This window comes from Streptomyces ficellus, from assembly GCF_030406405.1.
Classification (GTDB): domain Bacteria; phylum Actinomycetota; class Actinomycetes; order Streptomycetales; family Streptomycetaceae; genus Streptomyces; species Streptomyces ficellus_B.
In genome coordinates, this window is sequence record NZ_JAUEPL010000021.1 from 56,899 (window position 1) to 83,064 (window position 26,166).

General features: G+C 72.5%; 27 protein-coding genes and 1 riboswitch. Of the genes, 16 read left to right on the forward strand and 11 right to left on the reverse strand.

Annotation, left to right across the window (positions count from 1 at the left end; translation table 11 throughout):
- Positions 1-79: 79 nt before the first annotated feature.
- Positions 80-1,876: an AMP-dependent synthetase/ligase gene (locus QWM81_RS15835; RefSeq protein WP_290112623.1), complete on the reverse strand. Its 1,797-nt coding sequence runs from the start codon at positions 1,874-1,876 to the stop codon at positions 80-82.
- A gap of 257 nt (positions 1,877-2,133) precedes the next feature.
- Here QWM81_RS15835 and QWM81_RS15840 point away from each other — a divergent pair, with 257 nt between their 5' ends.
- The 6 genes from QWM81_RS15840 (at position 2,134) to QWM81_RS15865 (ending at position 7,213) form a co-directional block, all read left to right on the forward strand.
- Positions 2,134-2,901, forward strand: coding sequence for a metallophosphoesterase family protein (locus QWM81_RS15840; protein ID WP_290112624.1), 768 nt, complete (start codon positions 2,134-2,136; stop codon positions 2,899-2,901).
- A 71-nt stretch (positions 2,902-2,972) separates the two neighbouring features.
- Positions 2,973-3,422 (forward strand): SRPBCC family protein, encoded by a 450-nt coding sequence (locus QWM81_RS15845; protein WP_290112625.1) that lies wholly within the window; start codon positions 2,973-2,975, stop codon positions 3,420-3,422.
- Between the two features lie 212 nt (positions 3,423-3,634).
- Positions 3,635-4,885: an ArsA family ATPase gene (locus QWM81_RS15850; RefSeq protein WP_290112626.1), complete on the forward strand. Its 1,251-nt coding sequence runs from the start codon at positions 3,635-3,637 to the stop codon at positions 4,883-4,885.
- A gap of 39 nt (positions 4,886-4,924) precedes the next feature.
- Positions 4,925-5,359: a DUF5304 domain-containing protein gene (locus tag QWM81_RS15855; RefSeq protein ID WP_290112627.1), complete on the forward strand. Its 435-nt coding sequence runs from the start codon at positions 4,925-4,927 to the stop codon at positions 5,357-5,359.
- 69 nt (positions 5,360-5,428) lie between these two features.
- Entirely contained in the window at positions 5,429-6,370 is a 942-nt protein-coding gene (locus QWM81_RS15860) for an ROK family glucokinase (RefSeq protein WP_290112628.1), read from the forward strand.
- 72 nt (positions 6,371-6,442) lie between these two features.
- Complete coding sequence (locus QWM81_RS15865; RefSeq protein WP_290112629.1) at positions 6,443-7,213, forward strand: endonuclease/exonuclease/phosphatase family protein; 771 nt, start codon at positions 6,443-6,445, stop codon at positions 7,211-7,213.
- Here QWM81_RS15865 and QWM81_RS15870 read toward each other — a convergent pair.
- Positions 7,210-7,815 carry a hypothetical protein gene (locus QWM81_RS15870; protein WP_290112630.1) on the reverse strand — a complete coding sequence of 202 codons (606 nt, stop codon included), beginning with the start codon at positions 7,813-7,815 and terminating at the stop codon, positions 7,210-7,212. The two genes, QWM81_RS15865 and QWM81_RS15870, sit on opposite strands and share 4 nt — an antisense overlap.
- A complete protein-coding gene (locus QWM81_RS15875) occupies positions 7,808-8,614 on the reverse strand; it encodes an alpha/beta hydrolase (RefSeq protein WP_290112631.1) in 807 nt (268 codons plus the stop codon). Before QWM81_RS15875 ends, QWM81_RS15870 begins: the two co-directional genes overlap by 8 nt.
- Positions 8,615-8,843: 229 nt before the next feature.
- Here QWM81_RS15875 and QWM81_RS15880 point away from each other — a divergent pair, with 229 nt between their 5' ends.
- From QWM81_RS15880 to QWM81_RS15895, 4 genes are all read left to right on the forward strand, one after another.
- Positions 8,844-9,572 (forward strand): lysophospholipid acyltransferase family protein, encoded by a 729-nt coding sequence (locus QWM81_RS15880; protein WP_290112664.1) that lies wholly within the window; start codon positions 8,844-8,846, stop codon positions 9,570-9,572.
- A gap of 43 nt (positions 9,573-9,615) precedes the next feature.
- Positions 9,616-10,839 carry a MacS family sensor histidine kinase gene (gene macS / locus QWM81_RS15885; RefSeq protein ID WP_290112632.1) on the forward strand — a complete coding sequence of 408 codons (1,224 nt, stop codon included), beginning with the start codon at positions 9,616-9,618 and terminating at the stop codon, positions 10,837-10,839.
- Complete coding sequence (locus QWM81_RS15890) at positions 10,836-11,510, forward strand: response regulator (protein ID WP_290112633.1); 675 nt, start codon at positions 10,836-10,838, stop codon at positions 11,508-11,510. The genes macS and QWM81_RS15890 overlap by 4 nt, the downstream gene beginning before the upstream one ends.
- A gap of 133 nt (positions 11,511-11,643) precedes the next feature.
- Positions 11,644-12,672: a 6-phosphofructokinase gene (locus tag QWM81_RS15895; protein WP_290112634.1), complete on the forward strand. Its 1,029-nt coding sequence runs from the start codon at positions 11,644-11,646 to the stop codon at positions 12,670-12,672.
- Between the two features lie 114 nt (positions 12,673-12,786).
- Here QWM81_RS15895 and QWM81_RS15900 read toward each other — a convergent pair whose 3' ends face one another.
- Positions 12,787-14,670: an anthranilate synthase family protein gene (locus QWM81_RS15900; protein ID WP_290112635.1), complete on the reverse strand. Its 1,884-nt coding sequence runs from the start codon at positions 14,668-14,670 to the stop codon at positions 12,787-12,789.
- A gap of 85 nt (positions 14,671-14,755) precedes the next feature.
- Positions 14,756-14,887 (reverse strand): trp operon leader peptide, encoded by a 132-nt coding sequence (locus tag QWM81_RS29130; RefSeq protein ID WP_353938308.1) that lies wholly within the window; start codon positions 14,885-14,887, stop codon positions 14,756-14,758.
- Positions 14,888-14,910: 23 nt separating this feature from the next.
- On the opposite strand from QWM81_RS29130, the gene QWM81_RS15905 reads away from it, so the two are divergent.
- Together QWM81_RS15905 and QWM81_RS15910 are read left to right on the forward strand one after the other, a co-directional pair.
- Positions 14,911-16,290 (forward strand): class II 3-deoxy-7-phosphoheptulonate synthase, encoded by a 1,380-nt coding sequence (locus QWM81_RS15905; protein WP_435372376.1) that lies wholly within the window; start codon positions 14,911-14,913, stop codon positions 16,288-16,290.
- Positions 16,291-16,463: 173 nt separating this feature from the next.
- Entirely contained in the window at positions 16,464-16,766 is a 303-nt protein-coding gene (locus tag QWM81_RS15910; RefSeq protein WP_290112636.1) for a (2Fe-2S)-binding protein, read from the forward strand.
- 38 nt (positions 16,767-16,804) lie between these two features.
- Here QWM81_RS15910 and bfr read toward each other — a convergent pair whose 3' ends face one another.
- Positions 16,805-17,284 (reverse strand): bacterioferritin, encoded by a 480-nt coding sequence (bfr, locus tag QWM81_RS15915; protein WP_290112637.1) that lies wholly within the window; start codon positions 17,282-17,284, stop codon positions 16,805-16,807.
- Between the two features lie 156 nt (positions 17,285-17,440).
- Between bfr and QWM81_RS15920 the strand changes: the two genes are divergently transcribed.
- Positions 17,441-18,073, forward strand: coding sequence for a sulfite oxidase-like oxidoreductase (locus tag QWM81_RS15920; protein WP_290112638.1), 633 nt, complete (start codon positions 17,441-17,443; stop codon positions 18,071-18,073).
- A 76-nt stretch (positions 18,074-18,149) separates the two neighbouring features.
- Here QWM81_RS15920 and QWM81_RS15925 read toward each other — a convergent pair whose 3' ends face one another.
- The 5 genes from QWM81_RS15925 to thiO form a co-directional block, all read right to left on the reverse strand.
- Entirely contained in the window at positions 18,150-19,037 is an 888-nt protein-coding gene (locus QWM81_RS15925) for a deoxyribonuclease IV (RefSeq protein ID WP_290112639.1), read from the reverse strand.
- A 6-nt stretch (positions 19,038-19,043) separates the two neighbouring features.
- A complete protein-coding gene (gene pknB / locus QWM81_RS15930; protein WP_290112640.1) occupies positions 19,044-20,975 on the reverse strand; it encodes a Stk1 family PASTA domain-containing Ser/Thr kinase in 1,932 nt (643 codons plus the stop codon).
- A gap of 108 nt (positions 20,976-21,083) precedes the next feature.
- Positions 21,084-21,878, reverse strand: a complete 795-nt coding sequence (locus QWM81_RS15935; protein WP_290112641.1) for a thiazole synthase — start codon at positions 21,876-21,878, stop codon at positions 21,084-21,086.
- A gap of 3 nt (positions 21,879-21,881) precedes the next feature.
- Positions 21,882-22,082 (reverse strand): sulfur carrier protein ThiS, encoded by a 201-nt coding sequence (thiS, locus tag QWM81_RS15940; RefSeq protein ID WP_290112642.1) that lies wholly within the window; start codon positions 22,080-22,082, stop codon positions 21,882-21,884.
- Entirely contained in the window at positions 22,079-23,290 is a 1,212-nt protein-coding gene (thiO, locus tag QWM81_RS15945) for a glycine oxidase ThiO (RefSeq protein WP_290112643.1), read from the reverse strand. Before thiO ends, thiS begins: the two co-directional genes overlap by 4 nt.
- A riboswitch (TPP riboswitch) is annotated at positions 23,288-23,401 on the reverse strand. (Overlaps the previous gene by 3 nt.)
- 198 nt (positions 23,402-23,599) lie before the next feature.
- Between thiO and QWM81_RS15950 the strand changes: the two genes are divergently transcribed.
- The 3 genes from QWM81_RS15950 to thiE all read left to right on the forward strand — a co-directional run bounded on the left by QWM81_RS15950 (position 23,600) and on the right by thiE (position 26,153).
- On the forward strand, positions 23,600-24,826 hold the full coding sequence (locus QWM81_RS15950; RefSeq protein ID WP_290112666.1) for an NAD(P)/FAD-dependent oxidoreductase: 1,227 nt from the start codon (positions 23,600-23,602) through the stop codon (positions 24,824-24,826).
- 41 nt (positions 24,827-24,867) lie between these two features.
- Entirely contained in the window at positions 24,868-25,233 is a 366-nt protein-coding gene (locus QWM81_RS15955; protein WP_290112645.1) for an Rv2175c family DNA-binding protein, read from the forward strand.
- A 215-nt stretch (positions 25,234-25,448) separates the two neighbouring features.
- The gene (gene thiE / locus QWM81_RS15960) at positions 25,449-26,153 is read left to right on the forward strand and encodes a thiamine phosphate synthase (RefSeq protein WP_290112647.1); all 705 of its coding nucleotides are present in this window, start codon (positions 25,449-25,451) and stop codon (positions 26,151-26,153) included.
- The last annotated feature ends 13 nt before the right edge of the window (positions 26,154-26,166 follow it).

Genomic DNA, 26,166 nt, shown 5'->3' on the forward strand with positions numbered 1-26,166 from the left:
GGGCCGGCCCCGCCCCCGGCCGCCGTGGGCGGGGCGGGGGCCGGGCCTGCGGAACGCGGCTGTGGCCGGCTCGCAGAGGCTACGCGCCGTAGATGGCCTCGATCTCGTCCGCGAAGTCCTTCGCCACCACGTTCCGCTTCAGCTTCAGCGACGGCGTGATGTGACCGGCCTCCTCCGTGAACTGGGAGGGAAGGATGCGGAACTTCCGCACCGATTCCGCCTTGGAGACCGCCGCGTTGCCGTCGTCCACGGCCCGCTGCACCTCCGCCAGCAGGTCCGGGTCGTCGCGCAGCGACGCCGCCGTCGCGCCGGCCGGCTTGCCGCGCTCGGCGGCCCAGCGGCCGAGGAACTCCTCGTCGATGGTCACCAGCGCGCCCACGAACGGACGGCCGTCGCCGACCACCATGCACTCCGCGACCAGCGCGTGGCCGCGGATGCGGTCCTCGATCACCGCCGGGGCGACGTTCTTGCCGCCCGCGGTGACCAGGATCTCCTTCTTCCGGCCCGTGATGGCCAGGTAGCCGTCCTCGTCCAGCGTGCCGATGTCGCCGGTGTGGAACCAGCCGTCGGCCAGCGCGTCGGCGGTGGCCGCCTCGTTGTTCCAGTACCCCGTGAAGATGTGCTCGCCGTGCAGCAGCACCTCGCCGTCGTCGGCGATCCGCACCACCGAGCCCGGCAGCGGCTGCCCGACCGTACCGATCTTCTGCCGGTCCCACGGGTTGAACGCGGTCGCCGCGCACGACTCCGTCAGGCCGTACCCCTCCAGCACCGTGAACCCGATGCCGCGGAAGAAGTGCCCGAGCCGCTCACCCAGCGGAGCCCCGCCCGAGATGGCGAACTCGCCACGGCCGCCCAGCACCGCGCGCAGCTTGCGGTAGACCAGCTTGTCGAAGACGAAGTGCTTCAGCTTCAGCCCGAGCGAAGGCCCCTGCGGCGCCGCCAGCGCCCTGCTGTACGCGATCGCCGTGTTCGCGGCCCTGTCGAAGATCTTGCCCTTGCCGTCCGCCTGCGCCTTGGCCCGCGCCGAGTTGTAGACCTTCTCGAAGACGCGCGGCACGCCGAGGATCAACGTCGGCCGGAAGGAGGCCAGTTCGTCGGTGAGGTTCTTGATGTCGGGCACACAGCCCAGCCGGATCGGCGCCAGCACCGACGCCACCTCGACCAGCCGCCCGAAGACATGGGCGGCGGGCAGGAAGAGGAGTACGGAACACTCGCCCGTACGGAACAGGGGCTTGAGGCGCTCCACCACATTGCCGCACTCCGCGAAGAAGTTGCGGTGCGTCAGCACACACCCCTTGGGGCGGCCGGTGGTCCCCGAGGTGTAGACGATCGTGGCGATGTCGTCCGCCTTGGCGGACGCGCCGCGCTCGTCGACCGTCTCCTCCGAGACGTCCGCGCCCGCCTCGGTCAGCTCCTCGATCGCGCCCTTGTCGATCTGCCAGACGTGCCGCAGGTGCGGCAGCCGGTCCCGTACGGACTCCACGGCGGCGGCGTGCCCGTCGCTCTCCACCAGCACCGCGACCGCGCCCGAGTCGCCCAGGATCCACTGGACCTGCTCGGCGGAGCTCGTCTCGTACACCGGCACGGTCACCGCCCCGGCGCTCCAGATCGCGAAGTCCAGCTGCACCCACTCGTAGCGGGTACGCGACATCAGGGCGACCCGGTCACCGGGCCGGACACCCCGCGCGATCAGCCCCTTTGCGGCGGCCCGCACCTCGGCGAGGAACTGGGTGGCGGTCACGTCCGTCCACACACCGGCCACCTTGCGGCCCATGACGGCCACGTCCGGGTGCTGAGCGGCATTGCGGCGGATGAGATCCGTCAGGTTGCCGTCCGTGGGGACCTCGTACAGGGCCGGAAGGCTGAACTCGCGCAAGACTGCTGCTCCTCATCGGGCGCCGACGCCACGGCTCTGTGTGACGCGCCGGCTGCGGTCCAAGATCGGGCAGGTGCTCGGTGGGGGCGAGCACGACTGGACTGCCCGGACGTTACCCATCAGTACGCGGTTCCCGATAGGGGCGCCGGTCAGATGTTCGCTGCGTCACACATATGCGGCTGTGCTTCGCGCACAGTAGTCCACACCTGTCACGACTCGGAAGTAACCGCAGGTCCGACCCCCTAAGGTGGATGCTCATGCGAGTCCATGTGGTCAGTGACGTGCACGGGAACGCCGAGGACCTGGCCCAGGCCGGGGACGGCGCCGACGCCTTGATATGCCTCGGCGATCTTGTCCTCTTCCTCGACTACCACGACCACTCGCGCGGCATCTTCCCCGACCTCTTCGGCGTCGAGAACGCCGACCGCATCGTCGAACTGCGCACCTCCCGCCGCTTCGACGAGGCCCGCGAGTTCGGCCGCCGCCTCTGGGCGGAACTGGAGGTCGACCGCGAGAGCGCCATCGAGTCGGCGGTGCGCCGCCAGTACGCCGCCATGTTCGCGGCCTTCCCCACACCCACGTACGCCACGTACGGCAACGTCGACATCCCCGCCCTCTGGCACGAGTACGCCGCCCCCGGCACCACCGTGCTCGACGGGCAGCGCGTCGAACTCGGCGGCCGGGTCTTCGGCTTCGTGGGCGGCGGGCTGCGCACCCCCATGCGGACGCCGTACGAGATCTCCGACGAGGAGTACGCGGCGAAGGTCGAGGCCGTCGGGGAGGTGGACGTGCTGTGCTCGCACATCCCGCCGGAAGTGCCCGAGCTGACGTACGACACGGTGGCGCGCCGCTTCGAACGCGGCAGCCGGGCGCTGCTGGCCGCGATCCGGCGGACCAGGCCCCGGTACGCCCTGTTCGGGCACGTCCACCAGCCGCTGGCACGACGGATGCGGGTGGGGGCGACGGAGTGCGTCAACGTGGGCCATTTCGCGGCGACCAGGAGGCCCTGGGCCCTGGAATGGTGACGGCCGCCCACGCGATAGCCTTCACCCGACACACCACCCCCCGTCGGCACCGCACTGGAGGAGCCACAGCGATGGCGGAACACACCAGCTCGAGCATCGAGATCGAGGCGGCACCGGCCGACGTCATGGGCGTGATCGCCGACTTCGCGCGCTACCCGGAGTGGACGGGTGAGGTGAAGGAGGCCGAGGTGCTGGAGAAGGACGCCGCCGGCCGCGCCGAGAAGGTCCGCCTCCTGCTGGACGCGGGCGCCATCAAGGACGACCACACCCTCGCGTACACCTGGACGGGCGACAACGAGGTCAGCTGGACACTGGTCAAGTCCCAGATGCTGCGCGCCCTGGACGGCTCCTACCGCCTGGCCCCGCTCGCCGGCGGCGCGCGTACCGAGGTGACGTACCAGCTGACGGTGGACGTCAAGATCCCCATGCTGGGCATGATCAAGCGCAAGGCCGAGAAGGTCATCATCGACCGCGCCCTGGCCGGCCTGAAGAAGCGCGTGGAATCGACCCCGAAGCCCTGACCCGCCCCGGGGGCTGCGTGGCGCGTGGCCCCGTGACCGTGCGGCCCCGGGGCCCGGGCGCCCGGTCGCCCGTGGCTCCGTGACCGTGTGACCTGTGGCCGTGTGGCCTGTGGCCTCGTGGCGCCTGGTTCCGTGGCGCGCGACCCGTCCCCCCGTCGCCCCGTGGCCCGTGCCGGGGCCGGGAGGGGAACGCACCGGTAGCGTGTCGGCCCATGCGAACCATCCTCGTCACCGGTCCCGGAGGCGCCGGCCGGACCACCGTCGCCGCCGCCACCGCCCTCAGCGCCGCCCGCGAGGGGCGTGAACGGGTCCTGTTCCTCACCGGGGACCGAGACGTCGCCGACTGGTTCACGCCCGGCGAGGGCGGCCCGGCCGTCCGCCGCATCGACTCCGGCGCCCACTTCCGCGCCGAACTCCTCGCCGTCCAGGAGCGCTGCGCCGCCGCGCTCGACCTGCTCGGCGCGGCGCCCCTCGCCGAGGAGGAGCTGACCGAACTGCCCGGCAGCGACCGGTTCGCCCTGCTGCGGGCACTGCGCGACGCCGCGACCGGCGGGGACGGCGGGACCGGCGGGACCGGCAGGGACAGCGGGGACAGCGAGAACGGCGGGGCCAGCGGGAACGGCGGGGACGGCGTGACCGGCGGCGAAGGCCCCTGGGACCTGGTCGTCGTGGACCTGCCGCCCCTCCCCGACGCCATCGCCGTGCTCGCCCTGCCCGAGCAGCTGCGCCGCTACCTCCGCCGCCTTCTCCCGGCCGAGCGGCAGACCGCCCGCGCGCTGCGGCCCATGCTCGCCCAGTTCGCCGGCGTACCCATGCCCGCCGCGTGGCTGTACGAGACCGCCGCCCGCTGGGACGCCGACCTCGCGTCCGTCCAGGCCCTCATCGAGTCCCCCGCCACGACCCTCCGGCTGGTCGCCGAGCCGGGACCCGCCGCCGCCCACGCGCTGCGCACCGCCCGCGCCGGACTCGCCCTGCACCGCCTCGCCCCCGGCACCGTCGTCGCCAACAAGCTGCTGCCCACCACGTCCCCCGACCCCTGGCTCGCCGCCCTCGCCGCCCAGCAGCAGGCCCACCTCAAGGAGCTGTACGCCGAGCTCGGCGACGTACACGAGCTGCCGCACCTCGGCCGGGCCCCGCGCAGCGCGGGCGACCTGGCGCCACTGGAGCCGCCCGCGCCCACGGCCGCCCCCGCCCCCGCCCCCGCGCCGGAGTGGACCGTCGAGGACCGGCGCGACGAGGACGGCGTCCTGGTCTGGCGCATCCCGCTCCCCGGCGCCGCCAAACGCGACCTCTCCCTCGTCCGCCGCGGCGATGAACTCGTGCTCACCGTCGGGCCGTTCCGTCGCATCGTCCCCCTCCCGTCCGCCCTGCGCCGCTGCACCGTCTCCGGCGCGGGCCTCGCCGACGGCGTGCTGAGCGTGCGGTTCACACCCGACCCCGATATGTGGCCGCGCACGCGGTAACGTCGGAGGTACCACGTCACGCAGCCGCAGGAGTACGCCATGAGCGATGCCACCCAGCATCCCGACGCCGACGCCTGGGCGAGGGCCTGCGCCGAGGACCTGGAAGCCGAGAAGGCCCGCCGCCACGGGCAGAGCGCCCCGCCGCCCGGCGCCGCCGCCGACGAGCTGCGCAAGCTCGTCGACGCGGTCGCCGACAAGGTCGCCTCGCTGCGCACGCCGCTGCTCGGCATGGGCGCCCAGAACGCCGTACAGCAGCTCGTCGACCAGGCCAAGGCCGCCGTCGAGCCGGTCATCGAACGCAACCCCCAGGTCTTCGACCACCTCGCGGCCGCCGGCAACGAGTTGCTCGCCGCGTACCGCTCCGCCGTCGAGGGCCACGAGCGCCGCTGGACCCGCGGTCCCGACGCCCCCGAGGCGGGCGAGCGGAAGGGCGACGGCGGTCCCGCCGGGAGCGAGCACATCGACCTGGACTGACTGACGGGCCCGTACCCGCCCTCGGGTACGGTTGGCCGTAGCGGGGCTCGACCGAAAACTGAGGGACACATGGGACTCACCATCGGCGTCGACATCGGCGGCACGAAGATCGCGGCCGGCGTGGTCGACGAAGAGGGCACCATTCTCGACACCCACAAGGTGCCGACCCCGCCGACCGCCGAAGGCATCGTCGACGCGATCTGCGCGGCCGTGTCCGAGGCCGGCAAGGGCCATGACATCGAGGCGGTCGGCATCGGCGCCGCCGGGTACGTCGACGACAAGCGCGCCACCGTCCTGTTCGCGCCGAACATCAACTGGCGCCACGAGCCGCTCAAGGACAAGGTCGAGCAGCGCGTCGGCCTCCCGGTGGTCGTGGAGAACGACGCCAACGCCGCGGCCTGGGGCGAGTACAAGTTCGGCGCCGGCAAGGGCCACGAGGACGTCATCTGCATCACGCTCGGCACCGGTCTCGGCGGCGGCATCATCATCGGCAACAAGCTGCGCCGCGGCCGCTTCGGCGTGGCCGCGGAGTTCGGCCACATCCGGGTCGTCCCGGACGGCCTGCTGTGCGGCTGCGGCAGCCAGGGCTGCTGGGAGCAGTACGCGTCGGGACGCGCCCTCGTGCGGTACGCCAGGCAGCGCGCCAACGCCACCCCCGAGAACGCCACGATCCTGCTCGCCCTCGGTGACGGCACCCCCGAGGGCATCGAGGGCAAGCACGTCTCCCAGGCCGCCCGCCAGGGCTGCCCGGTGGCCGTCGACTCCTTCCGCGAGCTGGCCCGCTGGGCCGGCGCGGGCCTGGCCGACCTGGCCTCCCTGTTCGACCCCTCCGCGTTCATCGTGGGCGGCGGCGTCTCCGACGAGGGCGAGCTCGTCCTCGACCCGATCCGCAAGTCCTTCCGGCGCTGGCTGATCGGCGGCCGGTGGCGGCCGCACGCCCAGGTGCTGGCCGCCCAGCTGGGCGGCGAGGCCGGCCTGGTCGGCGCGGCGGACCTGGCCCGCCAGGGCTGAGGTCCCCGCACGTATGGCGGTGCCCGCCGCGTCCTCGACCGGATGCGGCGGGCACCGTCATATCGTGCTCGTATGACGGTCACCGAACTGCCCAAGTCCCGCACCGAGCCGGACGGTTCGGCCGTGATCCGGGCGCTCAGCTACAACATCCGCTCGATGCGCGACGACGAGGACGCGCTGGCGCGGGTGATCCGGGCCTGCGCACCCGACCTGGTCTTCGTCCAGGAGGCGCCCCGCTTCTTCCGCTGGCGCAAACACGCCGCCCGGCTCGCCGCCAAGAGCGGCCTGATGGTGCTGAGCGGCGGCGCGACCGCCTCCGGGCCGCTGCTGCTGTGCTCCCTGCGGGCGACCGTGGAGCGCACCGAGGACGTGCTGCTGCCGCTCACGCCCGGTCTGCACCGGCGCGGCTTCGCGACGGCCGTCGTACGGATCGGGGGCGCCCGCATCGGCCTGCTCAGCTGCCATCTCAGCCTCCGGGAGGACGAGCGCTACGCCCAGGCCGGGATGGTCCTGGAGCGGCTGGCCGCCCTGGACGCGCCGCACGCCATCGCGGCCGGCGACATCAACGAACGGCCCGAGGGGCGCTCCTTCCGCCGCCTGGCGGCCGAGCTCCAGGACTGCCGGGCCGTGCGGCCCTGGGGAGGCGAGTACACCTCGACCCCCGGGGAGCCGCGTCAGCGGATCGACGCGATCTTCGCCACCAAGGGGATCGAGGTGCTCGGCTGCGGCGTCCCGCACGGCCTCGCGGGCGTCACGGACGCGGACCTCCGCGCGGCCACGGACCACCTCCCGGTGCTCGCCGCCCTGAGGGTGCCGCCCGTGAACGGAGATCCGGAGAACTAAACCACCGCGCCGCGGCCCGGATCGTCGTCCTCGTCGTCGCCGTCCCGCATACGGGCCACCAGGGTGGCGAACCCTCCCAGGAAGCCGCCGACGCACAGCGTGGTGAGCCACCAGGTCATGTCCCAGCGCAGTATCACGGCGATCAGCATCAGCACCGGGCCGCCGATCACCCCGAGCCAGGCGAACTTGGCGGTGGTGTCCGCCTCCGGCAGCGGCGGCGGCTCCGGCGGTACGAAGTGGCCCTCGTCGGTGTCGTCGAGGTCGTCGTCCTTCGCCTCGGCCACCTCGTAGTCGCGCGGGCCGCCCATGCCCACGCCAGGGGCGAACACCACCGACCCGCCCAGCGGCCTGTCCGGCTCCCGGGACTCCCCGGGCTCACCGGACTCCCCCGGCTCACCGGCCTCCGGGCGCTCGGCGGACGTGCCCTCCGGTACCTCGTTGATGGTGTCCTCCGGCAGGGCCAGGTCCTGGACGGGCTTGAACGGCTTGGCACCGGGAGGGTCGGCCGGCTCCTCGCCGTACCCGGCGACGATCGCCGCCCACGCCGCCTCCTCGTCGAACGGCTGCTCGTCCCGCTTGTCCGAGTCGTGCTGTTCAGCCACCGGTCGTGCTCCCTCCCCTGGCCTCCGGCATGGGGGACCCCATAGTGCCGACGCTCGGAGCGAGCCGGCCGATGAAGGCGTGACTCTCCTCGAAGATCCGCTCCGCGTCGTGGTCCAACGTCGCCACGTGGTAGCTCTGTTCCAGCAGGATCTCCGTGACGTCCGTGGAGGAGATCCGGCTGAGGATCCGCGCCGAGTCGGCGGGCGGCACGACATGGTCCTGGGGGCTGTGCATCAGCAACACCGGCTGCGTGACCTGCGGCAGCTCCGCGTCCACCACCCGGAAGAACTGGCGCAGGGAGTACGCCGCGTGCAGCGGCACCCGGTCGTACCCGATCTCCGCCACGCCCTCCTTGGCTATGTCGCTCGCGATGCCCCGGGTCGAGGGGACGAGGTGGCGGACGACCGGCAGGGCGTGCGCCATCACCCCATGGACCTTGTTCGCCGGGTTCACCAGAGCGACGCCCCGCACCGCGTCCCCGTGCCTGGCGGCGAGCCGCAGCGTCAGCGCGCCTCCCATGGACAGGCCGAAGACGAACACCTGGGCGCACCGCTCCCGCAGCGCGCGCAGCTCCCGGTCCACCTCCGCGTACCAGTCCTGCCAGCGCGTCACCTGCATGTCCTGCCAGCGTGTGCCGTGCCCGGGCAGCAGCGGAAGCGACACCGTCAGGCCGCGGGCGGCCAGATACTCGGCCCAGGGCCGCAGCGACTGCGGCGAACCGGTGAAGCCGTGACAGAGCAGCACGCCGACCTCTCCGCCCTCATGGCGGTACGGCTCGGCTCCAGGGAGGACCGGCACCGGGGTCTCCTGTTCGGGGGTTCGATGGTCTGGACATTCGATGGTTCCGGGATCCGGGGACCCGGGAAATCCGGTGGATCCAGGAAGGGTGTCTTCACCGTACGCGACCGGACTGACACCGACCAGAGCCGTCACCGCCCGCGAGGGCCGGGGGAGGGGGAGCGGGTGCCGCACGGGTTAAGGTCTGATCGACGGAACACAGGAGGCACTCGAGTTGATCTACGGCGCAATGAAGTTCTCCATCGGGGGGTCACTGAAGCTCGCCTTCAGGCCCTGGGTGGAGGGCCTCGAGAACATTCCCGCCGAGGGGCCGGCGATCCTCGCGAGCAACCACCTGTCCTTCTCCGACTCCTTCTTCCTGCCCGCGGTCCTGGACCGCAAGGTGACCTTCATCGCCAAGGCCGAGTACTTCACCTCACCCGGGCTGAAGGGCAGGCTCACCGCCGCGTTCTTCAAGGGCGTCGGCCAGCTGCCGGTGGACCGTTCGGGTGCGCGCGGCGCCGGCGAGGCCGCCATCAAGAGCGGCATCGAGGTCATCGAGCGCGGTGAGCTCTTCGGTATCTACCCGGAGGGCACCCGCTCCCCCGACGGCCGGCTCTACCGGGGCAAGCCCGGCGGGCTGGCGCGCGTGGCGCTGGCCACCGGCGCGCCGGTGATCCCCGTCGCGATGATCGACACCGAGAAGATCCAGCCCCCCGGCAAGGTCATCCCCAAGCTGATGCGCCCGGGCATCCGGATCGGCAAGCCGCTGGACTTCAGCCGCTACCACGGCATGGACGGGGACCGTTTCATCCTGCGCTCGGTCACCGACGAGGTGATGTACGAGATCATGAAGCTGTCCGGCCAGGAGTACGTCGACATCTACGCCACGGCGGCCAAGCGGCATATCGCCGACGCGGAGAAGGCCAAGGCCGCCGGCAGGGCCGCGAAGGCCGAGCGGGACCCGTCCGGCGCGTAACCGCGCCGTTCAGCCGTTCATACGTCGTCCAGGGGTGGGGGAGTTGGCCAAGCGCGAGCGCGTCGTGCGCATGTCCGTCGAGCAGCCGCTGTGGCGGGCCCTGACCGCCTACCGCGTCCTCACCATGGTGTACGCGGTCCTCCTGTTCGTCTCGGCGCGCGACGCCTTCGAGCGCCCCTGGGTGGCCGTCGGCTTCCTCGTGGTGATGTGCCTCTGGACGCTGGTGACCCTCCCCAAGGTGGCGAACGCGGCGAGCTGCACCAAGCGCTTCCTCGTCGCCGACCTGACCATCGCGCTCACCGGCATCCTGCTGACCCCGCTCGCCGACGCGCAGGCGCGGACCATGGACGGCCCCACCCTGCCGTCCATATGGACGGCAGGGTCGGTCCTCGCGTACGCCATCAAGGGCGGCTGGCGCTGGGCCGGGTTCGCCTCGTCCCTGGTCGCCGTCGCCAACATCGTCGAACGCGGCCACCCCAGCCGGGACACCGTGCACAACGTGCTGCTGGTGTGGGTCGCCTCCATAGCCATCGGGTACGTCGTCGAGGTCGCCCGCGCCTCCGAACGCACCCTCGCCCGCGCCCTGGAGATCGATGCGGCCACCCGCGAGCGCGAGCGGCTGGCCCGTGACATCCACGACTCCGTGCTCCAGGTGCTGGCCATGGTGCAGCGCCGGGGCACCGCGCTGGGCGGCGAGGCCGCCGAGCTGGGCCGGATGGCGGGGGAGCAGGAAGTCGCGCTGCGCACCCTGGTCGCGGGCGGCCTGACCCGTACCTCGCACGTCTCGGAGGACGAGTCGCAGGGCGCCGTCGTCCGGGTCGTGGACGAGCCCGACACCGGCGACACCGGCGGCCCGGCCGATCTGCGCACCCTGCTCGCCCAGCACGCCGGGGCCCGCGTGACCTTCTCGGAACCGGGCGCTCCGGTGCTGCTCCCGGCCCCTGCGGCCAGGGAGCTGGCGGCCGCTGTCAGTGCCGCCCTGGACAATGTCCACAGACACGCGGGCACCGACGCCCGGGCCTGGATCCTGGTCGAGGACTGGCCGGACGAGGTGATCGTGACGGTACGGGACGACGGCCCGGGCATCCCGGAAGGTCGGCTCGCGCAGGCGGAGGGCGAAGGGCGGCTCGGGGTCGCGCAGTCCATCCGGGGCAGGCTGCGGGACCTGGGCGGCACGGCCGAGCTGGTCTCGGTGCCGGGGCAGGGCACGGAAGTCGAGTTGAAGGTCCCGAAGGCGAGGACCGCACGGGGGAAGGCAGGACGATGAGCGAACAGCAGCGGATCAAGGTGATGGTGGTCGACGACCATCCGATGTGGCGGGACGCGGTCGCCCGCGACCTGTCCGAGGCCGGCTTCGACGTGGTCGCCACCGCCGGGGACGGCGAACAGGCCGTGCGCCGCGCCCAGGCCACCAGCCCCGATGTGCTGGTCCTGGACCTGAACCTGCCCGCCAAGCCCGGCGTCCAGGTCTGCAAGGAACTCGTCGGCGCCAACGCCGCGCTGCGGGTGCTCGTATTGTCCGCGAGCGGCGAGCACGCCGACGTCCTGGAAGCGGTGAAGTCCGGCGCGACCGGGTACCTGCTGAAGTCGGCCAGCACGGAGGAGCTGATCGACGCCGTGCGCCGCACCGCCCTCGGCGACCCCGTCTTCACACCCGGCCTGGCCGGTCTGGTCCTCGGCGAGTACCGCCGCCTGGCCTCCGATCCCACGCCCGCCGCCGGGGCGGACGAGCCGAAGGCCCCGCAGCTCACCGAGCGGGAGACCGAGGTGCTGCGGCTGGTCGCCAAGGGCCTGAGCTACAAGCAGATCGCCGAGCGCCTGGTCATCTCGCACCGCACCGTCCAGAACCACGTCCAGAACACCCTGGGCAAGCTCCAGTTGCACAACAGGGTCGAGCTCGTGCGGTACGCGATAGAACGCGGCCTGGACGACGCGTAGCCCGCGCGGCGGCGCGTAACTTCCCTACGCCCGCCCGGAATTCACCCTTCGTACCGTCCCGGAGTGACATGGGTCACCATTACCGTGGCCCGCGTACGCCTCCATCGTCTCCACACGGCGAAGGGAACATTCCATGCGGGTCGGAGTTCTGACCGGGGGCGGGGACTGCCCCGGCCTCAACGCGGTCATCCGCGCCATCGTCCGCAAGGGCGTCCAGGAGTACGGCTACGACTTCACCGGCTTCCGCGACGGCTGGCGCGGGCCCCTCGACGGCGACACCGTACGGCTCGACATCCCGGCCGTGCGCGGCATCCTGCCACGCGGCGGCACCATCCTCGGCTCCTCGCGCACCAACCCCCTCACGGCGCCGGACGGTGTCCGCCGCGTCAAGGACACCCTCGCCGCGTACGGCGTGGAAGCGCTGATCACGATCGGCGGCGAGGACACCCTGGGGGTCGCCGCGCGCCTCTGGGACGAGTACGGCATTCCCTGTGTCGGCGTACCGAAGACCATCGACAACGACCTGTCCGCCACCGACTACACCTTCGGTTTCGACACGGCCGTCGGCATCGCCACGGAGGCCATCGACCGCCTCCACACCACGGCCGAGTCCCATATGCGCGTCCTGGTGGTCGAGGTGATGGGGCGTCACGCCGGCTGGATAGCCCTGCACTCGGGGCTGGCCGGCGGGGCCAACGTCATCCTCATTCCGGAGCAGCCCTTCGACGTGGACCAGGTCTGCGCCTGGGTGACCTCCCGCTTCAGGGCGTCGTACGCGCCGATCGTGGTCGTCGCCGAAGGGGCCGTGCCCAGGGACGGCGACCTGGTCCTCAAGGACCAGACGCTGGACTCCTTCGGGCACGTCCGGCTCTCGGGGGTGGGGGAGTGGCTCGCCAAGGAGATCGAGAAACGGACCGGGAAGGAGGCCAGGACCACCGTCCTCGGGCATGTCCAGCGCGGCGGCACACCGAGCGCCTTCGACCGCTGGCTCGCCACCCGGTTCGGGCTGCACGCGATCGACGCGGTCCGCGACGGCGACTTCGGCACGATGGTCGCCCTGCGCGGCACCGACATCGTCCGCGTGCCGATCGGCGAGGCGACCGCGCGGCTCAAGACGGTCGACCCGGCGCTGTACACGGAGGTCGGTGTCTTCTTCGGCTGACGGTGTCGGTGTCGGTGTCGGTGTGGGTGACGTCGGCGAAGGCGGGGGCGAAAGCGCGGAGGGGGCGGAGGGGGGCGGAGGGGCGGACCCTGGTCCTGGTCCGCTCCCTCGGCGTCAGCGGAGGCTGACGTCCAGCGCCCGCATCAGCTCCCGGACGACCGACGCGCCCCGCAGCGTCAGCACCGACTCGGGATGGAACTGAACGCCCGCGAAGCCCGGCCCGCGCAGCGCGTGCACCTCGCCGGTCGCCGGGTCGCGGCTCACCTCGACGCCGTGCGGCGCCAGCCCGGCGGCCGTCTCGTCGTCGCACCGGGCCGTGAAGCTGTTGTAGAAGCCGACCGTCTCCTCCCTGCCGAACAGGTCGATCCGCACCTGCGCGCCCTGGAACGGCACACGCTTGCGCACGACGTCCAGCCCCAGCTCGGCCGCGATCAGCTCATGGCCCAGGCACACCCCCAGCAGGCCGCGCCGGTGGCCGCGCACGAGCTCGGCCGCCAGCGCCCGCAGCGACCGCATCCTCGGATCGGCCAGGTCGCCCGGGTCGCCCGGGCCGGGGCCCAGGACCACCGGCCCCTCGTGCGCGAGCGCCTCCTCCCGCAGCCCCGGCTCGTCGAAGCGGCGGACCGTGACGTCCAGGCCGCAGGAGCGCAGCAGATGCGCGAGCATCGCGGTGAACGTGTCCTCCCCGTCCACCACCAGCGCGTGCCCGCCCAGTTCCGCCGGCCGGTCCCGCATCCTCAGCCAGAACGGCGCCAGGTCCGCGCGGCGGGCGTCCAGCGCCGCCCGTACCCGCGGATCGTCCGCGAGCCGGGGCCCCGCCGCCTCCTCACGCGGCCGTCCGGGACGGACCCCCAGCGCCACCAGGACCCCCGCCGCCTTGGCGTGCGTCTCGGCGACCTCACCGTCCGGGTCGGAGTGCCGCACCAGGGTCGCCCCGACCGGGACGCGCAGCTCACCGGCCGCGGAGATGTCGGCGGTACGGATCAGGATCGGCGAGTCCAGGGTCTGCGCCCCGCCCGCGTCCGTACCGAGCAGGGCGAGCGCGCCGGCGTAGTACCCCCGTCCGCCCCGCTCATGGCGCTCGATGACCCGGCAGGCGTTCTGGACGGGCGAGCCGGTGACCGTCGCCGCGAACATCGTCTCGCGCAGCACGTCCCGTACGTCCAGGGAGGACCGGCCGCGCAGCTCGTACTCGGTGTGCGCGAGGTGGGCCATCTCCTTCAGCCGGGGCCCGACGACCACTCCGCCCCTGTCGCCGACCGTGCACATCATCTTCAGCTCCTCGTCCACGACCATGGAGAGCTCGTCGGTCTCCTTGCGGTCGGCGAGGAAGCGCAGCAGGCCCTCGGGGGTCGGCCCGCCGGCCGGATAGCGGTAGGTGCCGCTGATCGGGTTCATCACGACGGTCCCGCCGGACATCCGCACGTGCACCTCGGGGCTGGCCCCCACCAGCGTCCGGTCCCCGGTGTGCACGACGAACGTCCAGTACGCCCCCCGCTCCCCGGCCAGCAGTCGCCGGAACAGCGCGAGCGCGTCCCGCCGCCCGAACCCGGGGATCCGGCCCGTGTACGTACGGCGGATGACGAAGTTGGCCCCCTCGCCCCGCCCGATCTCCTCCTCGATCACCCGGCGCACGGTCCCGGCGTACTCCTCGTCGGAGACGTCGAAGGCGCCGGCCTCGACCGTCACGTCATGCGCAGGCAGCCGCTCCAGCACGTCGGAGAGCGGCAGCTCGTACGACTCGTCGGCGACGAGCACGGACAGGGGCGTGCCGTCGTCCCGCACCTTGAAGCCCCGCTCCCGCAGCTGCCGGAACGGCACCAGGGCGAGGGATCGGCGCTCCGTCACCGGCAGGTCGGCCAGCCGCTCGGCCTCCCGCACGGCACCGATCAGCACCTCCACAGTGGCGTCATCGCGGCCGGGGGTGCGGCGGCGCAGCAGGGCGAAGGGCGGGCAGGAGTCGTCGAGCAGCCGGGCGAGAACCGTGCTGGGGTCCATGCGATGCGTTCCTTCCAAGGGAGGTGGAGAGGAACGGCCCGTACGAAACGGAAGAAGGCCGCCCCTCGGGCGGCCTTCGCGTCGATCAATCGCGCGAACTGGGGTGTCCCCCAGCTCGAAGAGCGTGGGGAGGGGCCGCCGGATGAGCGGTCCACCACCAGTTCTGGGTCGTCTGCGCGAACATGCCGCGAACCCTACCTGATGATTCTTGTCTCATCAGGTGAGCGCGCAGATGGACGTATGTGGATACCCCGTAAGGTTGTGCAGGTGACCGTGAACGCTAAGTCCACCCCTACCGGTGGCAACACCTGGCGAGACCTTCCCGCGGCGCAGCAGCCCGAGTACCCCGATGCCGAGGCTCTGCGCGATGTGATCGCGGACCTCGAGTCGTATCCGCCGCTCGTCTTCGCGGGCGAGTGCGACCAGCTGCGCGCCCGGATGGGAGCCGTCGCCAGGGGCGAGGCGTTCCTGCTCCAGGGCGGCGACTGCGCCGAGGCCTTCGACGGCGTGTCCGCCGACCACATCCGTAACAAGCTCAAGACGCTGCTCCAGATGGGCGCCGTGCTGACGTACGCCGCCTCCGTCCCCGTCGTCAAGGTGGGGCGGATCGCCGGCCAGTACTCCAAGCCGCGCTCCAAGCCGACCGAGACCCGCGACGGCGTGACGCTGCCGACGTACCGCGGCGACTCGGTCAACGGCTTCGCCTTCACCGAAGAGGCCCGTATTCCGGACCCGGAGCGGCTCAAGCGCATGTACCAGGCGTCCGCCTCGACGCTGAACCTGGTGCGCGCCTTCACCACCGGCGGTTACGCCGACCTGCGCCAGGTGCACGCCTGGAACCAGGACTTCGTGAAGTCGTCCCCGTCGGGGCAGCGCTACGAGCAGCTGGCGCGCGAGATCGACAACGCGCTGAACTTCATGAAGGCCTGCGGCACCGACCCGGCCGAGTTCCGCACGGTGGAGTTCTACGCCTCGCACGAGGCGCTGCTGCTGGACTACGAGTCGGCGCTGACCCGCGTCGACTCCCGTACCGGTCACCTGTACGACACCTCGGGCCATATGGTGTGGATCGGTGAGCGCACCCGCCAGCTGGACGGCGCGCACATCGAGTTCGCGTCGCAGATCCGCAACCCGATCGGCATCAAGCTCGGTCCGACCACGACGGTCGACGAGGCGCTGACGTACATCGACCGCCTCGACCCCGAGCGGGAGCCGGGCCGGCTGACCTTCATCGTCCGTATGGGCGCCGACAAGGTCCGCGACAAGCTCCCCGAGCTGGTCGAGAAGGTCACGGCCTCGGGCGCCACGGTGGCCTGGGTGACCGACCCGATGCACGGCAACACCTTCGAGGCGGCCTCCGGCCACAAGACGCGCCGCTTCGACGACGTCCTGGACGAGGTCAAGGGCTTCTTCGAGGTGCACAAGGAGCTCGGTACGCACCCGGGCGGCATCCACGTCGAGCTGACCGGTGACGATGTCACCGAGTGCGTGGGCGGCGGCGACGAGATCTTCGTCGACGACCTGCACCAGCGGTACGAGACGGCCTGCGACCCGCGGCTCAACCGCAGCCAGTCGCTGGACCTGGCGTTCCTGGTGGCGGAGATGTACCGCGACCAGTGATCTGAATGACCGTTGATCTTGGCTGAATACAGCCTTGACGTGCCGATGGGGCGCGGATCCATGTGATCCGCGCCCCATCGCCGTTTCCCGGGCTTTTGCGCGCCCTGGGCTATGGGTAAGGTTAGGTTAGCCTCACCGATCAACGGGGGGTCCAGCATCGATCCCGCAGGGAGGTGAGCCGCGTGTACGTCTGCTCGTGCTTCGGTGTCACCGAGAAGCAGGTCAAGGAACACGCGGACGCCGGCGCCTGCACGCCCCGCCAGATCGCGTCGGCCTGCAAGGCCGGCACGGACTGCGGTTCCTGCGTACGCCGGATCCAGGCGATTCTCGGCCGTGGCAACTGCCCGCGCCGCGAGCTGGTGGACCAGGGCAGGCCGGCGCTGACGGCTGACGCCGTGGACACCGGCGTGCTCGCCGAGGCCATCGAGGCCATCGAGGCCGTCCAGCTCCCCGAGCCGCTGCCCGAAGCGGCCTAGCGCCCCGCTGTCAGCCGCCAGCCGCCAGCCGCCGGCTGTCAGCTGTCGGGCTGCTCGATCAGCTGGGCGATGTACAGCGCCTCGCCGAGCTTCTCGACCAGCTCCAGCTGTGTGTCGAGGTAGTCGATGTGGTGCTCCTCGTCCGCGAGGATCGACTCGAAGATGTTCGCGGACGTGATGTCGCCCTTGTTGCGCATGACCTCGATGCCGCGCCTGAGCCGGTCGATCGCCTCGACCTCGACCTGCCGGTCCGCCTGGAACATCTCCGTGAGCGTCTGGCCGACGCGGACGTGGAAGAGCCGCTGGTAGTTCGGCAGGCCCTCCAGGAAGAGAATCCGGTCGGTGAGCACCTCGGCGTGCTTCATCTCGTCGAAGGACTCCGCACGGGTGTACTTGGCGAGCTTCGTCCACCCGAAGTTCTCCTGCATCTTCGCGTGCAGAAAGTACTGGTTGATCGCCGTCAGCTCGGCGGTCAGCTGCTCGTTGAGGAATTCGATGACCTCGGGGTCGCCCTGCATCGCAGAGGCTCCTTCCGCGCGTGTGAAAGGGGCAGATGCCGCGCATCCTCGCACCGCTGGAGAGGGTCGTCCAGTAAGTGCATGCTTAGTATGAGTTGCCCCGATCGGACTCGTACCTGGTCATGACCACCCTTCCCGGTCTGTCACCATTGAGACATGGGTCAGCCAGGGAGCGGGGAACACCGGGCAGCAGGAGAGCCCGAGCTTCCGCCGGGGCAGCGGCTCCAGCGCGGCTGGCCGGTCACCCATTACGGGCCGGTCCCCAAGTTCAAGCCGGACCGCTGGGAGTTCCGGGTCTTCGGCGCCACCGCCAACGGCGACAAGCACTGCTGGAACCACGAGGAATTCTCCGCCCTGCCGTTCTCGACGGTCGTGGCCGATCTGCACTGCGTCACGAAATTCAGCATGCTGGGCGCCGAGTGGGGCGGGGTTCCCGCTCGTACGATCCTGGAACTCGCCCCGCCGGCGGCGAATGCCACCCATGTGATGGTGTGGGCGGAGTACGGCTTCAGTGCCAATATGCGGCTCTCCGACTTCGCGTCGGAGCGCACGATTTTCGCCACGCACAAGGACGGTGAGCTGCTCACCGCCGAGCACGGTTTCCCGCTGCGGCTGATCGTGCCGCACCTGTACGCCTGGAAGGGGCCCAAGTGGGTCCGGGGCGTGGAATACATGACCGCCGATCGCCGCGGCTTCTGGGAGGAGCGCGGCTATCACAACATCGGCGACCCGTGGCGGGAACAGCGTTACTCCTACCAGGAGGAGCCGGGGGACGGCCCAGAGCTGTAATACCTGGTGAGGGTGACCGCGCCCGCCCATGACAGGGCGACATAGGCCGGCCCGGACACTCCGCCAGGCGTGTGCGTCACCTGAGCTTCTTCAGCCGCTCGATGTCCCCCGCGTGTCCTTCCTTGCCGCCGGGCGTCTCGATGATCAGCGGTACGCCCTCGGTGGCCGGGTGGCGCATCAGCTCGCGGAAGGGCTCCTCACCGATGTGACCCGCGCCGATGTTCGCGTGACGGTCCTTGTGGGCGCCCACGACGTCCTTCGAGTCATTGGCGTGGATCAGCTTGAGCCGGCCCTCACCGACCGTCCCGACCAGGAGGTCGAGGGTCTGCCGTACGCCGTCCTCCGCGGTGAGGTCGTGCCCGGCCGCGAAGATGTGGCAGGTGTCCAGGCAGACGCCCAGCCGGGGGTGGGCGTCCAGCGCGTCGAAGTACGGGCCGAAGTCCCAGGTGCGGGAGCAGAGCGAGGAGCCCTGACCGGCCGTCGACTCCAGCAGCAGGAACGGGTCGTCGTCGTGCGTCAGCTCGTCCAGCAGCGGCAGCATGTGCGTGCGTACCTGCGCGAGGGCCTCCTCGCGCGGGCGGCCACCGGTCGCCGAACCGGTGTGCACCACCACGCCCAGCGCGCCGATGGCGCGGGCGCGGCGCAGCGAGTGGCGCAGGGACCGCACGGAGAGCTCGACCGTCGCCTCGGTGTGCGAGCCGAAGTTGATCAGGTAGGGGGCGTGGACGTACGCCGGTATGCCCTCCGCCGCGCACTCGGCGCGGAACAGCTCGTCCTGGGCCGGGTTCCCGGCGGGCGTGGCCCAGCCGCGCGGGTTGGCGACGAAGACCTGGACGGTCTCGGCGCCGACCTCGCGGGCGTAGGTGAGGCCGGTCTTCGCGAGGCCGCCGGCCACGGCGACATGGCTGCCGACAGGGCGGGCGGCGCCCCCCGGTCGAGGGGAGCCGGGAGCTTGGGGGAGCATGCGCTTTTAGAGTCCCTTGATCTGGATGGTGATGGTGCTGCCCTCGGGCGCCCGGTCGCCGCCCGCGACGGACTGCCCGCTCACGGTGTCGCCGAGGAACGGGAAGGTCTTCTCGACCTTCACCTCGAAGCCGGCGTCCTTGAGCTCGCGCGTGGCCTCGTCGACGTTCCGGCCGGTCACGTCCGGGACGTCGGCCATGCGCGGGCCCTTGGAGAGGGTGAGCGTGACCGTGTCGCCCTTGGCGGTCCGGGTGCCCTGCGCCAGGGACTGCTTGGCGACCGATCCGGCGTCCTGGGCGGAGTGCACCCGCGCGGCGGCGACCTTCACGGTGAGCCCGGCGTCCTCCAGCGTACGGGTCGCGGCGGCCAGGGTGGCGCCGGTGACGTCCGGGACGTCGACCGGGGCGCCCTTGCTGACGACGAGGGCGACCGCGGAGTCGGGGTTGCGCCGGGTGCCGGGCTGCGGGTCGGTGCTGATCACCGACCCCTGTGCGATCTCCTGGCTGAACGCCCGCGTGACGACCCCCGGGGCCAGTCCCGCCTTGGTGAGCTCACGCCTGGCCTCGTCCAGCGGGGTGCCCCTGACGTTGGGGACCTTCACGACCCTGGGGCCACGGGAGAGGGTGAGCGTCACGGAACCGTTGCCGCGGACGCGCTCGCCGGGCGCGGGGTCGGTGCCCATCACGGTGCCGGGCTTGTAGGCGCTGCTGTAGTCCCGCTCGACGCTCTTGACGTCCAGCCCGGCGTCCGCGAGCCGCTGCTCCGCCTCCGCCTGGGTCTGGCCGAGGACGGCGGGGACGTGGGTGAACTGTCCCGAGTTGATGTACCAGACGCCCGCTCCGACACCCAGGACCAGCAGGACGGCCACCACGGCGGCTATCAGGCCGCGGCGGGGGTGACGGACCGGGTGCGGCCCCCGCCCCGGGCCGGGGCTCGGGGGCGTCTCCAGCCGGCTGGTGTGCAGGACCGGCTGGTGCTCGCCCGGCAGGTCACGGGCGATCACGCTCGTGGGGTCCTCCGAGCCGTCAGCCGCCTGCTCGCTGCGCGCCGCGGGTCCGGTGCGCGCCTGCGGCGGGATCAGGTCCAGCTCGTCGTCACCGAGCAGGGCGCGGGTCTCGCGGGCCTGGGCGAGGAGCGCCACCGCGTCGTGCGGGCGGATGTCCGGGTTGCGGGCGGTGGCGCTCGCCACCAGCTCGTCCAGGTCGGCCGCGAGGCCGGGCACGGCCGCGGACGGCGCCGGGACGTCCGTGTTCAGGTGCCGGTAGAGGATCTGGGCGGGCGTGTCGCCCGCGTGCGGCTTGGCGCCGGTCAGCATCTCGTACAGGACGACACCGCAGGCGTACACGTCCGCGCGGGTGTCGGCCGTGCCGTGCTCGATCTGCTCGGGCGCCAGGTACGACACCGTGCCGAGGACGGAGCCGGTGGTGCTGGTGGCCGCGCCGACCGCCCGTACGAGCCCGAAGTCGGCGACCTTGACCCGGCCGTCGTCCCCTATCAGGACGTTCTCCGGCTTCATGTCGCGGTGCACGAAACCCGCCCGGTGCGCGGCGCCCAGCGCGGCGAGCACCGGCTCCAGGATGTCGAGCGCGGCCCGCGGCTGGAGCGCGCCGCGCTCGCGCAGGACGTCGCGGAGGGTGCAGCCGGCCACGTACTCCATGGCGAGGTACACATACGCCCCGTCCGCACCCTGGTCGAAGACGCCGACCACATTGGGGTGCGAGAGCCGCGCCACCGACTTGGCCTCGCGGATGAACCGCTCGACGAACGTCGCGTCGGTCGCGAGGGCCGGGTGCATCACCTTCAGGGCGAGGCTCCGGTCGAGCCGGGTGTCGACGGCCCGGTACACCGTGGCCATGCCACCGACGGCGATGCGCGCGTCGACTCGGTAGCGGCCGTCGAGCAGCTGGCCGACGAGCGGGTCGTGCAGGGTCGTATCCACCCGGCCGAGTCTACGAGCCCCCACCGACACCCCTCACCGCCGTGTGCACACCCCCGCGACCGCGGCCGACCTGTGACACCCGGGCCGGGCCACCGGCCCGGAGCACGCCTAGAACGCCGGCCGCTCCGGGTCCAGGGACGCGCGGCCCTCCACAGGGGAGGACGCCTCCGCGAAGTGACGGCGCGGAATCCGTCCCGCCCGGTACGCCAGGCGTCCCGCCTCCACCGCGTGCCGCATCGCCTCGGCCATCAGCACCGGCTCCTGCGCCCGCGTCACCGCCGACGCCAGCATCACCGCCGCGCACCCCAGCTCCATCGCCAGCGCCGCGTCCGACGCCGTACCGGCACCCGCGTCCAGAATCACCGGCACGCGCGCGTGCTCCACGATCAGCTGGAAATTGTGCGGGTTGCGGATACCGAGGCCCGACCCGATCGGCGAACCCAGCGGCATGATCGCCGCACAGCCGACGTCCTCCAGCTTGCGCGCGAGCACCGGGTCGTCGTTGGTGTACGGCAGGACCGTGAAGCCGTCGTCGACCAGCGTCTCGGCCGCGTCGAGCAGCTCGATCGGGTCGGGCAGCAGCGTCCGCTCGTCGGCGACGACCTCCAGCTTGATCCAGTCGGTACCGAGCGCCTCACGCGCGAGGCGGGCCGTCAGCACGGCCTCGCCCGCCGTGAAGCAGCCGGCCGTGTTCGGCAGGACACGGATACCGAGCTTGCCCAGGACGGACAGCACCGAGCCCTGGACGGTCGGGTCGAGGCGGCGCATCGCCACGGTCGTCAGTTCCGTGCCGCTCGCGGTCAGCGAGCGTTCCAGTACGTCGAGGCTGGGCGCCCCGCCCGTACCCATGATCAGCCGGGAGACGAAGGTGGTCCCGGCGATGGTGAGACGGTCGTCGGCCATGGCTCAGCCCCCCTGGACGGCGGTGAGGACCTCGACCCGGTCGCCCTCGCCGAGCAGCGTCCCGGACCACTGGCTGCGCGGGACGACGGTCTCGTTGACGGCGGCCGCGACGCCGGACGGCGCGGTGGTCAGCGTCGCGACGAGCGCGTCGAGAGTGGTGGGCTCGGCGAGCCGTCGGCTCTCGCCGTTCACGGAGACGTTCATGACACTCCTACGGAGACGGAGGAGACGGAGGAGACGGAAGGGGACGTGCGGTCCACGGTGGCGAGCGGGGCGAAACGCGCGGGGGCGAAGGCGCGGGCCTCGTCCGGCAGCTCCCCGGTGACGAGCACCTCGGCCATCACGTCCCCCGTGACGGGCGTCAGGAGCACCCCGTTGCGGTAGTGCCCGGTCGCCAGGTGCAGCCCCGGCAGCGAGGTCGGGCCGAGCAGCGGCGCGTTGTCGGGCGAGCCCGGCCGCAGCCCCGCGCGGGTCTCGGTCAGCGGCAGCTCGGTGATGCCGGGCACCAGCTCGTGGGCGTCGCGCAGCAGCTCGTACACCCCGCCGGCGGTGACCGTGGTGTCCCAGCCGAGCTCCTCGCTGGTCGCGCCGACGACCAGCTCGCCGTTCTCGCGCGGCACCAGGTACACATGGCTGCCGCGCACCACCGCCCGGACCGTCCGCGACAGGAACGGCGCGTACGCGGGAGGCACCGACAGCCGCAGCACCTGCCCCTTGACCGGCCGCACCGGCGGCAGCACCTCTTCCGGTACGCCGCCGAGCCGCCCGCTCAGGCTGCCCGCGGCCAGCACCACCTGCCCGGCCGCGAGCTCCGTACCGTCCGCCAGAACGGCCCCCGCCGCCCGGTCCCGTACCACCGACAGCCGCTCCCCCCAGGCGCGGTGGAAGACCACCCCGGCCCGCTCGCACGCGGCCACCAGGGCCGCCGCGAGGCGCCGCGGATCGACCTGGTGGTCGCCGTCCACCCGTAGCCCGCCGCGCACGCCGGGCGCCAGCATGGGCTCCAGGCGGCGGCACTCGCGGCCGGTCAGCCACTCCGAGTCCAGTCCGGACCGGCGCTGCAACGCGTGCAGCTCCCGCAGATGGGCGCGGTCGTCGGCGTCGAGGGCGACGGCGAGCGTGCCGCACGCGCGGTAGCCCACGTCCATGCCACCGGCCGCCTCCTGGAGCTCGGCGACGAACTCCGGGTAGCGGCGGGCGGAGGCCAGGTTGAGGCCGAGCAGCGTCTCCTCGCCGTAGTGCAGCTCGGTGACCGCGGCGAGCATGCCCGCCGCCACCCGCGCGGCCCCGCCGCCGGGCTCCGGGTCGGCGACGGCGGCGCGCAGCCCGCGCTGCGCCGCGCGCCAGGCCGTGACCAGGCCGATGATTCCGCCCCCGATGACCAGGACGTCTGACGTCGTACGTGGATGCATGGGCGTCCAGCCCCTCCCTTCGCCGGCATGACCCGGATCAGGTTCGTACGGTCGGAGGCCGTCCCAGCCTCCCTCTCAGCCCGGTGCGTCCGGGCTCCCGCGAGTGCTCTGCGGTGGCCAGACTAACCCCTCCCCCGACTCGCGGTAAGGGAGCTCCCCGTGCCCGGCCGCTCCACGGGCGGCCTCGTCGGAGCACCGCGTCTCCACGGTGGTGGCGCCGGCGGACGGGCGCGCACGGCACCGGCGCGGTCGAGGGGCCGCCTGCCTGACGCTCTGTCAGCTGCGTAAGGTGGGCGCGTGAGCGAGCGGATGAAAGCCCAGCGGCGCGTCGTCATCGTGGGTGCCGGAATGGCGGGCGTGCAGACGGCGGTGGCGCTGCGTGAACAGGGGCACACCGGGCCCGTGCTCCTGATCGGCGCCGAGCCGCACCAGCCGTACGACCGGCCGCCGTTGTCCAAGGCGGTCCTGCTCGGTACGGCGGAGGGCTCGGCCTTCGACGTGGACTTCGAGGCGCTCGGCGTCGACCTGCGCCTGGGCGTCGAGGTCGCCGCCGTACGCCCCGACGCGCACGAGATCGACACGGAGGCCGGGCCGGTCCCGTACGACGTCCTGGTCATCGCCACCGGCGCCCGGCCCCTCACCCTGCCCGGCACCGAGGGCGTGCGCGGCGTGCATCTGCTGCGCACCCTGGACGACGCCGAGCGGCTGCGGCCGGTCCTGGCCGGGAAGCACGACATCGTGGTCGTCGGCGCCGGCTGGATCGGCGCCGAGTTCACGACGGCCGCCCGGGAGGCGGGCTGCGCGGTCACCGTCGTGGAGGCCGCCGAGCGGCCGCTCGCGGGCTCCCTGCCCGCCGAGGTCGCCGCCCCGATGGCCGAGTGGTACGAGGAGAGCGGCGCCAAGCTCCTGACGCACGCGCGCGTGGCGCACGTCGAGCCGGGCGAGGTCGCCCTGGAGGACGGCCGGCTGCTGCCGGCGGGCGCCGTGGTCGTCGGCATCGGGGCCCGGCCCGCCACCGAATGGCTGGCCGGCTCCGGCATCGCCCTCGGACGGGACGGCGCGATCGTCGCCGACGACCGTCTGCGCACGTCCGCCCCCGATGTGTACGCCGTCGGCGACTGCGCCTCCTTCCCCTCCGCCCGCTACGGCGAGCGGCTGCTGGTGCACCACTGGGACAACGCCCTCCAGGGTCCGCGCACCGTCGCCGCGGACATCGCCGGCGAGGCCCAGCGGCCCTACGACCCGGTGCCGTACTTCTGGTCGGAGCAGTTCGGACGCTTCGTGCAGTACGCGGGGTACCACCCGGTCGCCGACACGATGGTGTGGCGGGGCGACCCGGCCGCCGCCGCGTGGTCGGTGGCGTGGCTGCGCCAGGACGCCCTGGTGGCGCTGCTGGCGGTGGGCCGCCCGCGCGACCTGGCCCAGGGGCGCAAGCTCATCGAGTCCGGCACGCCGCTCGATCCCGGGCTGGTCGCGGACCCCTCCGTTCCGCTGAAGTCGGCCGCTCGGGGTAGCGGAGCAGCCGGTCCGGCCTAGCCCGGCTACCGACTGTCAGTGCGGGATGGCACGCTTGTCCTGTGACCGAGATTGACGCAAAGATCGATGCTCTCGTCCCCGCCTGGCTCCACCTGCCCGACATCGCGGAAATGCTCGATGTCGAGGTGACGCGTGTGCGGCAGCTGGTCAAGGAGGGCCAGCTGATCGCCGTGCGCCGCGGTGAGAACCGGACGCTCCAGGTGCCTGCCGCCTTCATCAAGGACGGCAGGGTCGTCAAGGGGCTCGCCGGGACCCTGACGCTCCTGAAGGACGACGGCTTCACCGACGAAGAGATGCTGGAGTGGCTCTTCACCCCCGACCCGAGCCTGCCGGGCACGCCCGCGCAGGCGCTCAGCGAGAATCGCGGCACGGAGGTGAAGCGCCGCGCCCAGGCGCTCGCCGTCTGACGCACTGGTAAGAGATCCGGCGCCTGCCGGGAAGTCCGGCGCGTGCCGGGGAGTCCGGCGCCGCCGGGAAGTCCGGGTCCTGCCGGGAAGTCCGGCGCCCGCCGGGAAGTCCGGCGTCCGCCGGCGGACGCCGACACCAGGCGGTGTGCGGGCCGGGCCGGGGCACCCGTCCCGTACCGTCCCGTACACCGCCACACCAACGGGGGGAGCACCTCATGTCCACCACACGCGCCATATCCACCGCACCCGCCGCGTCCACCGATCGCGCCGCGTCCACCGCGCGCGCCCGGCTGTCCGACGCCCGGCTGTACCTCTGCACGGACGCCCGTAAGCGCCAGGGCGACCTGCCCGAGTTCCTCGACGCCGTGCTCGCCTCCGGCGTGGACATCGTGCAGCTGCGGGACAAGGGCATGGAGGCCGGCGAGGAGCTGGAGCACCTGGCCGTCTTCGCGGACGCCTGCCGCCGCCACGGCAAGCTGCTGGCGGTGAACGACCGGGCCGACGTCGCGCACGCCATCGGCTCCGACGTGCTGCACCTGGGGCAGGGCGATCTGCCCGTCCCGGCCGCTCGCGCGATCCTCGGCGACGAGGTGCTGACGGGCCGCTCCACGCACGCGGAGGCGGAGGTCGACGTGGCGGTCGCCGAGCCCGGCGTGGACTACTTCTGCACGGGCCCCTGCTGGCCCACCCCGACCAAGCCGGGGCGGTACGCGCCCGGGCTGGGCCTCGTGCGGTACGCGGCGTCGCTGGCCCCGGAGCGGCCCTGGTTCGCGATCGGCGGTATCGACGCGGACAACCTGGACCAGGTGCTGGAGGCCGGTGCCCGCCGGATCGTCGTCGTCCGGGCGATCACGGAGGCGGACGACCCGGCGGCGGCCACGGCGGCGCTGGCCAAGCGGGTGCGCGAGCGCTCCGCGTAATACCCGCCTCCGC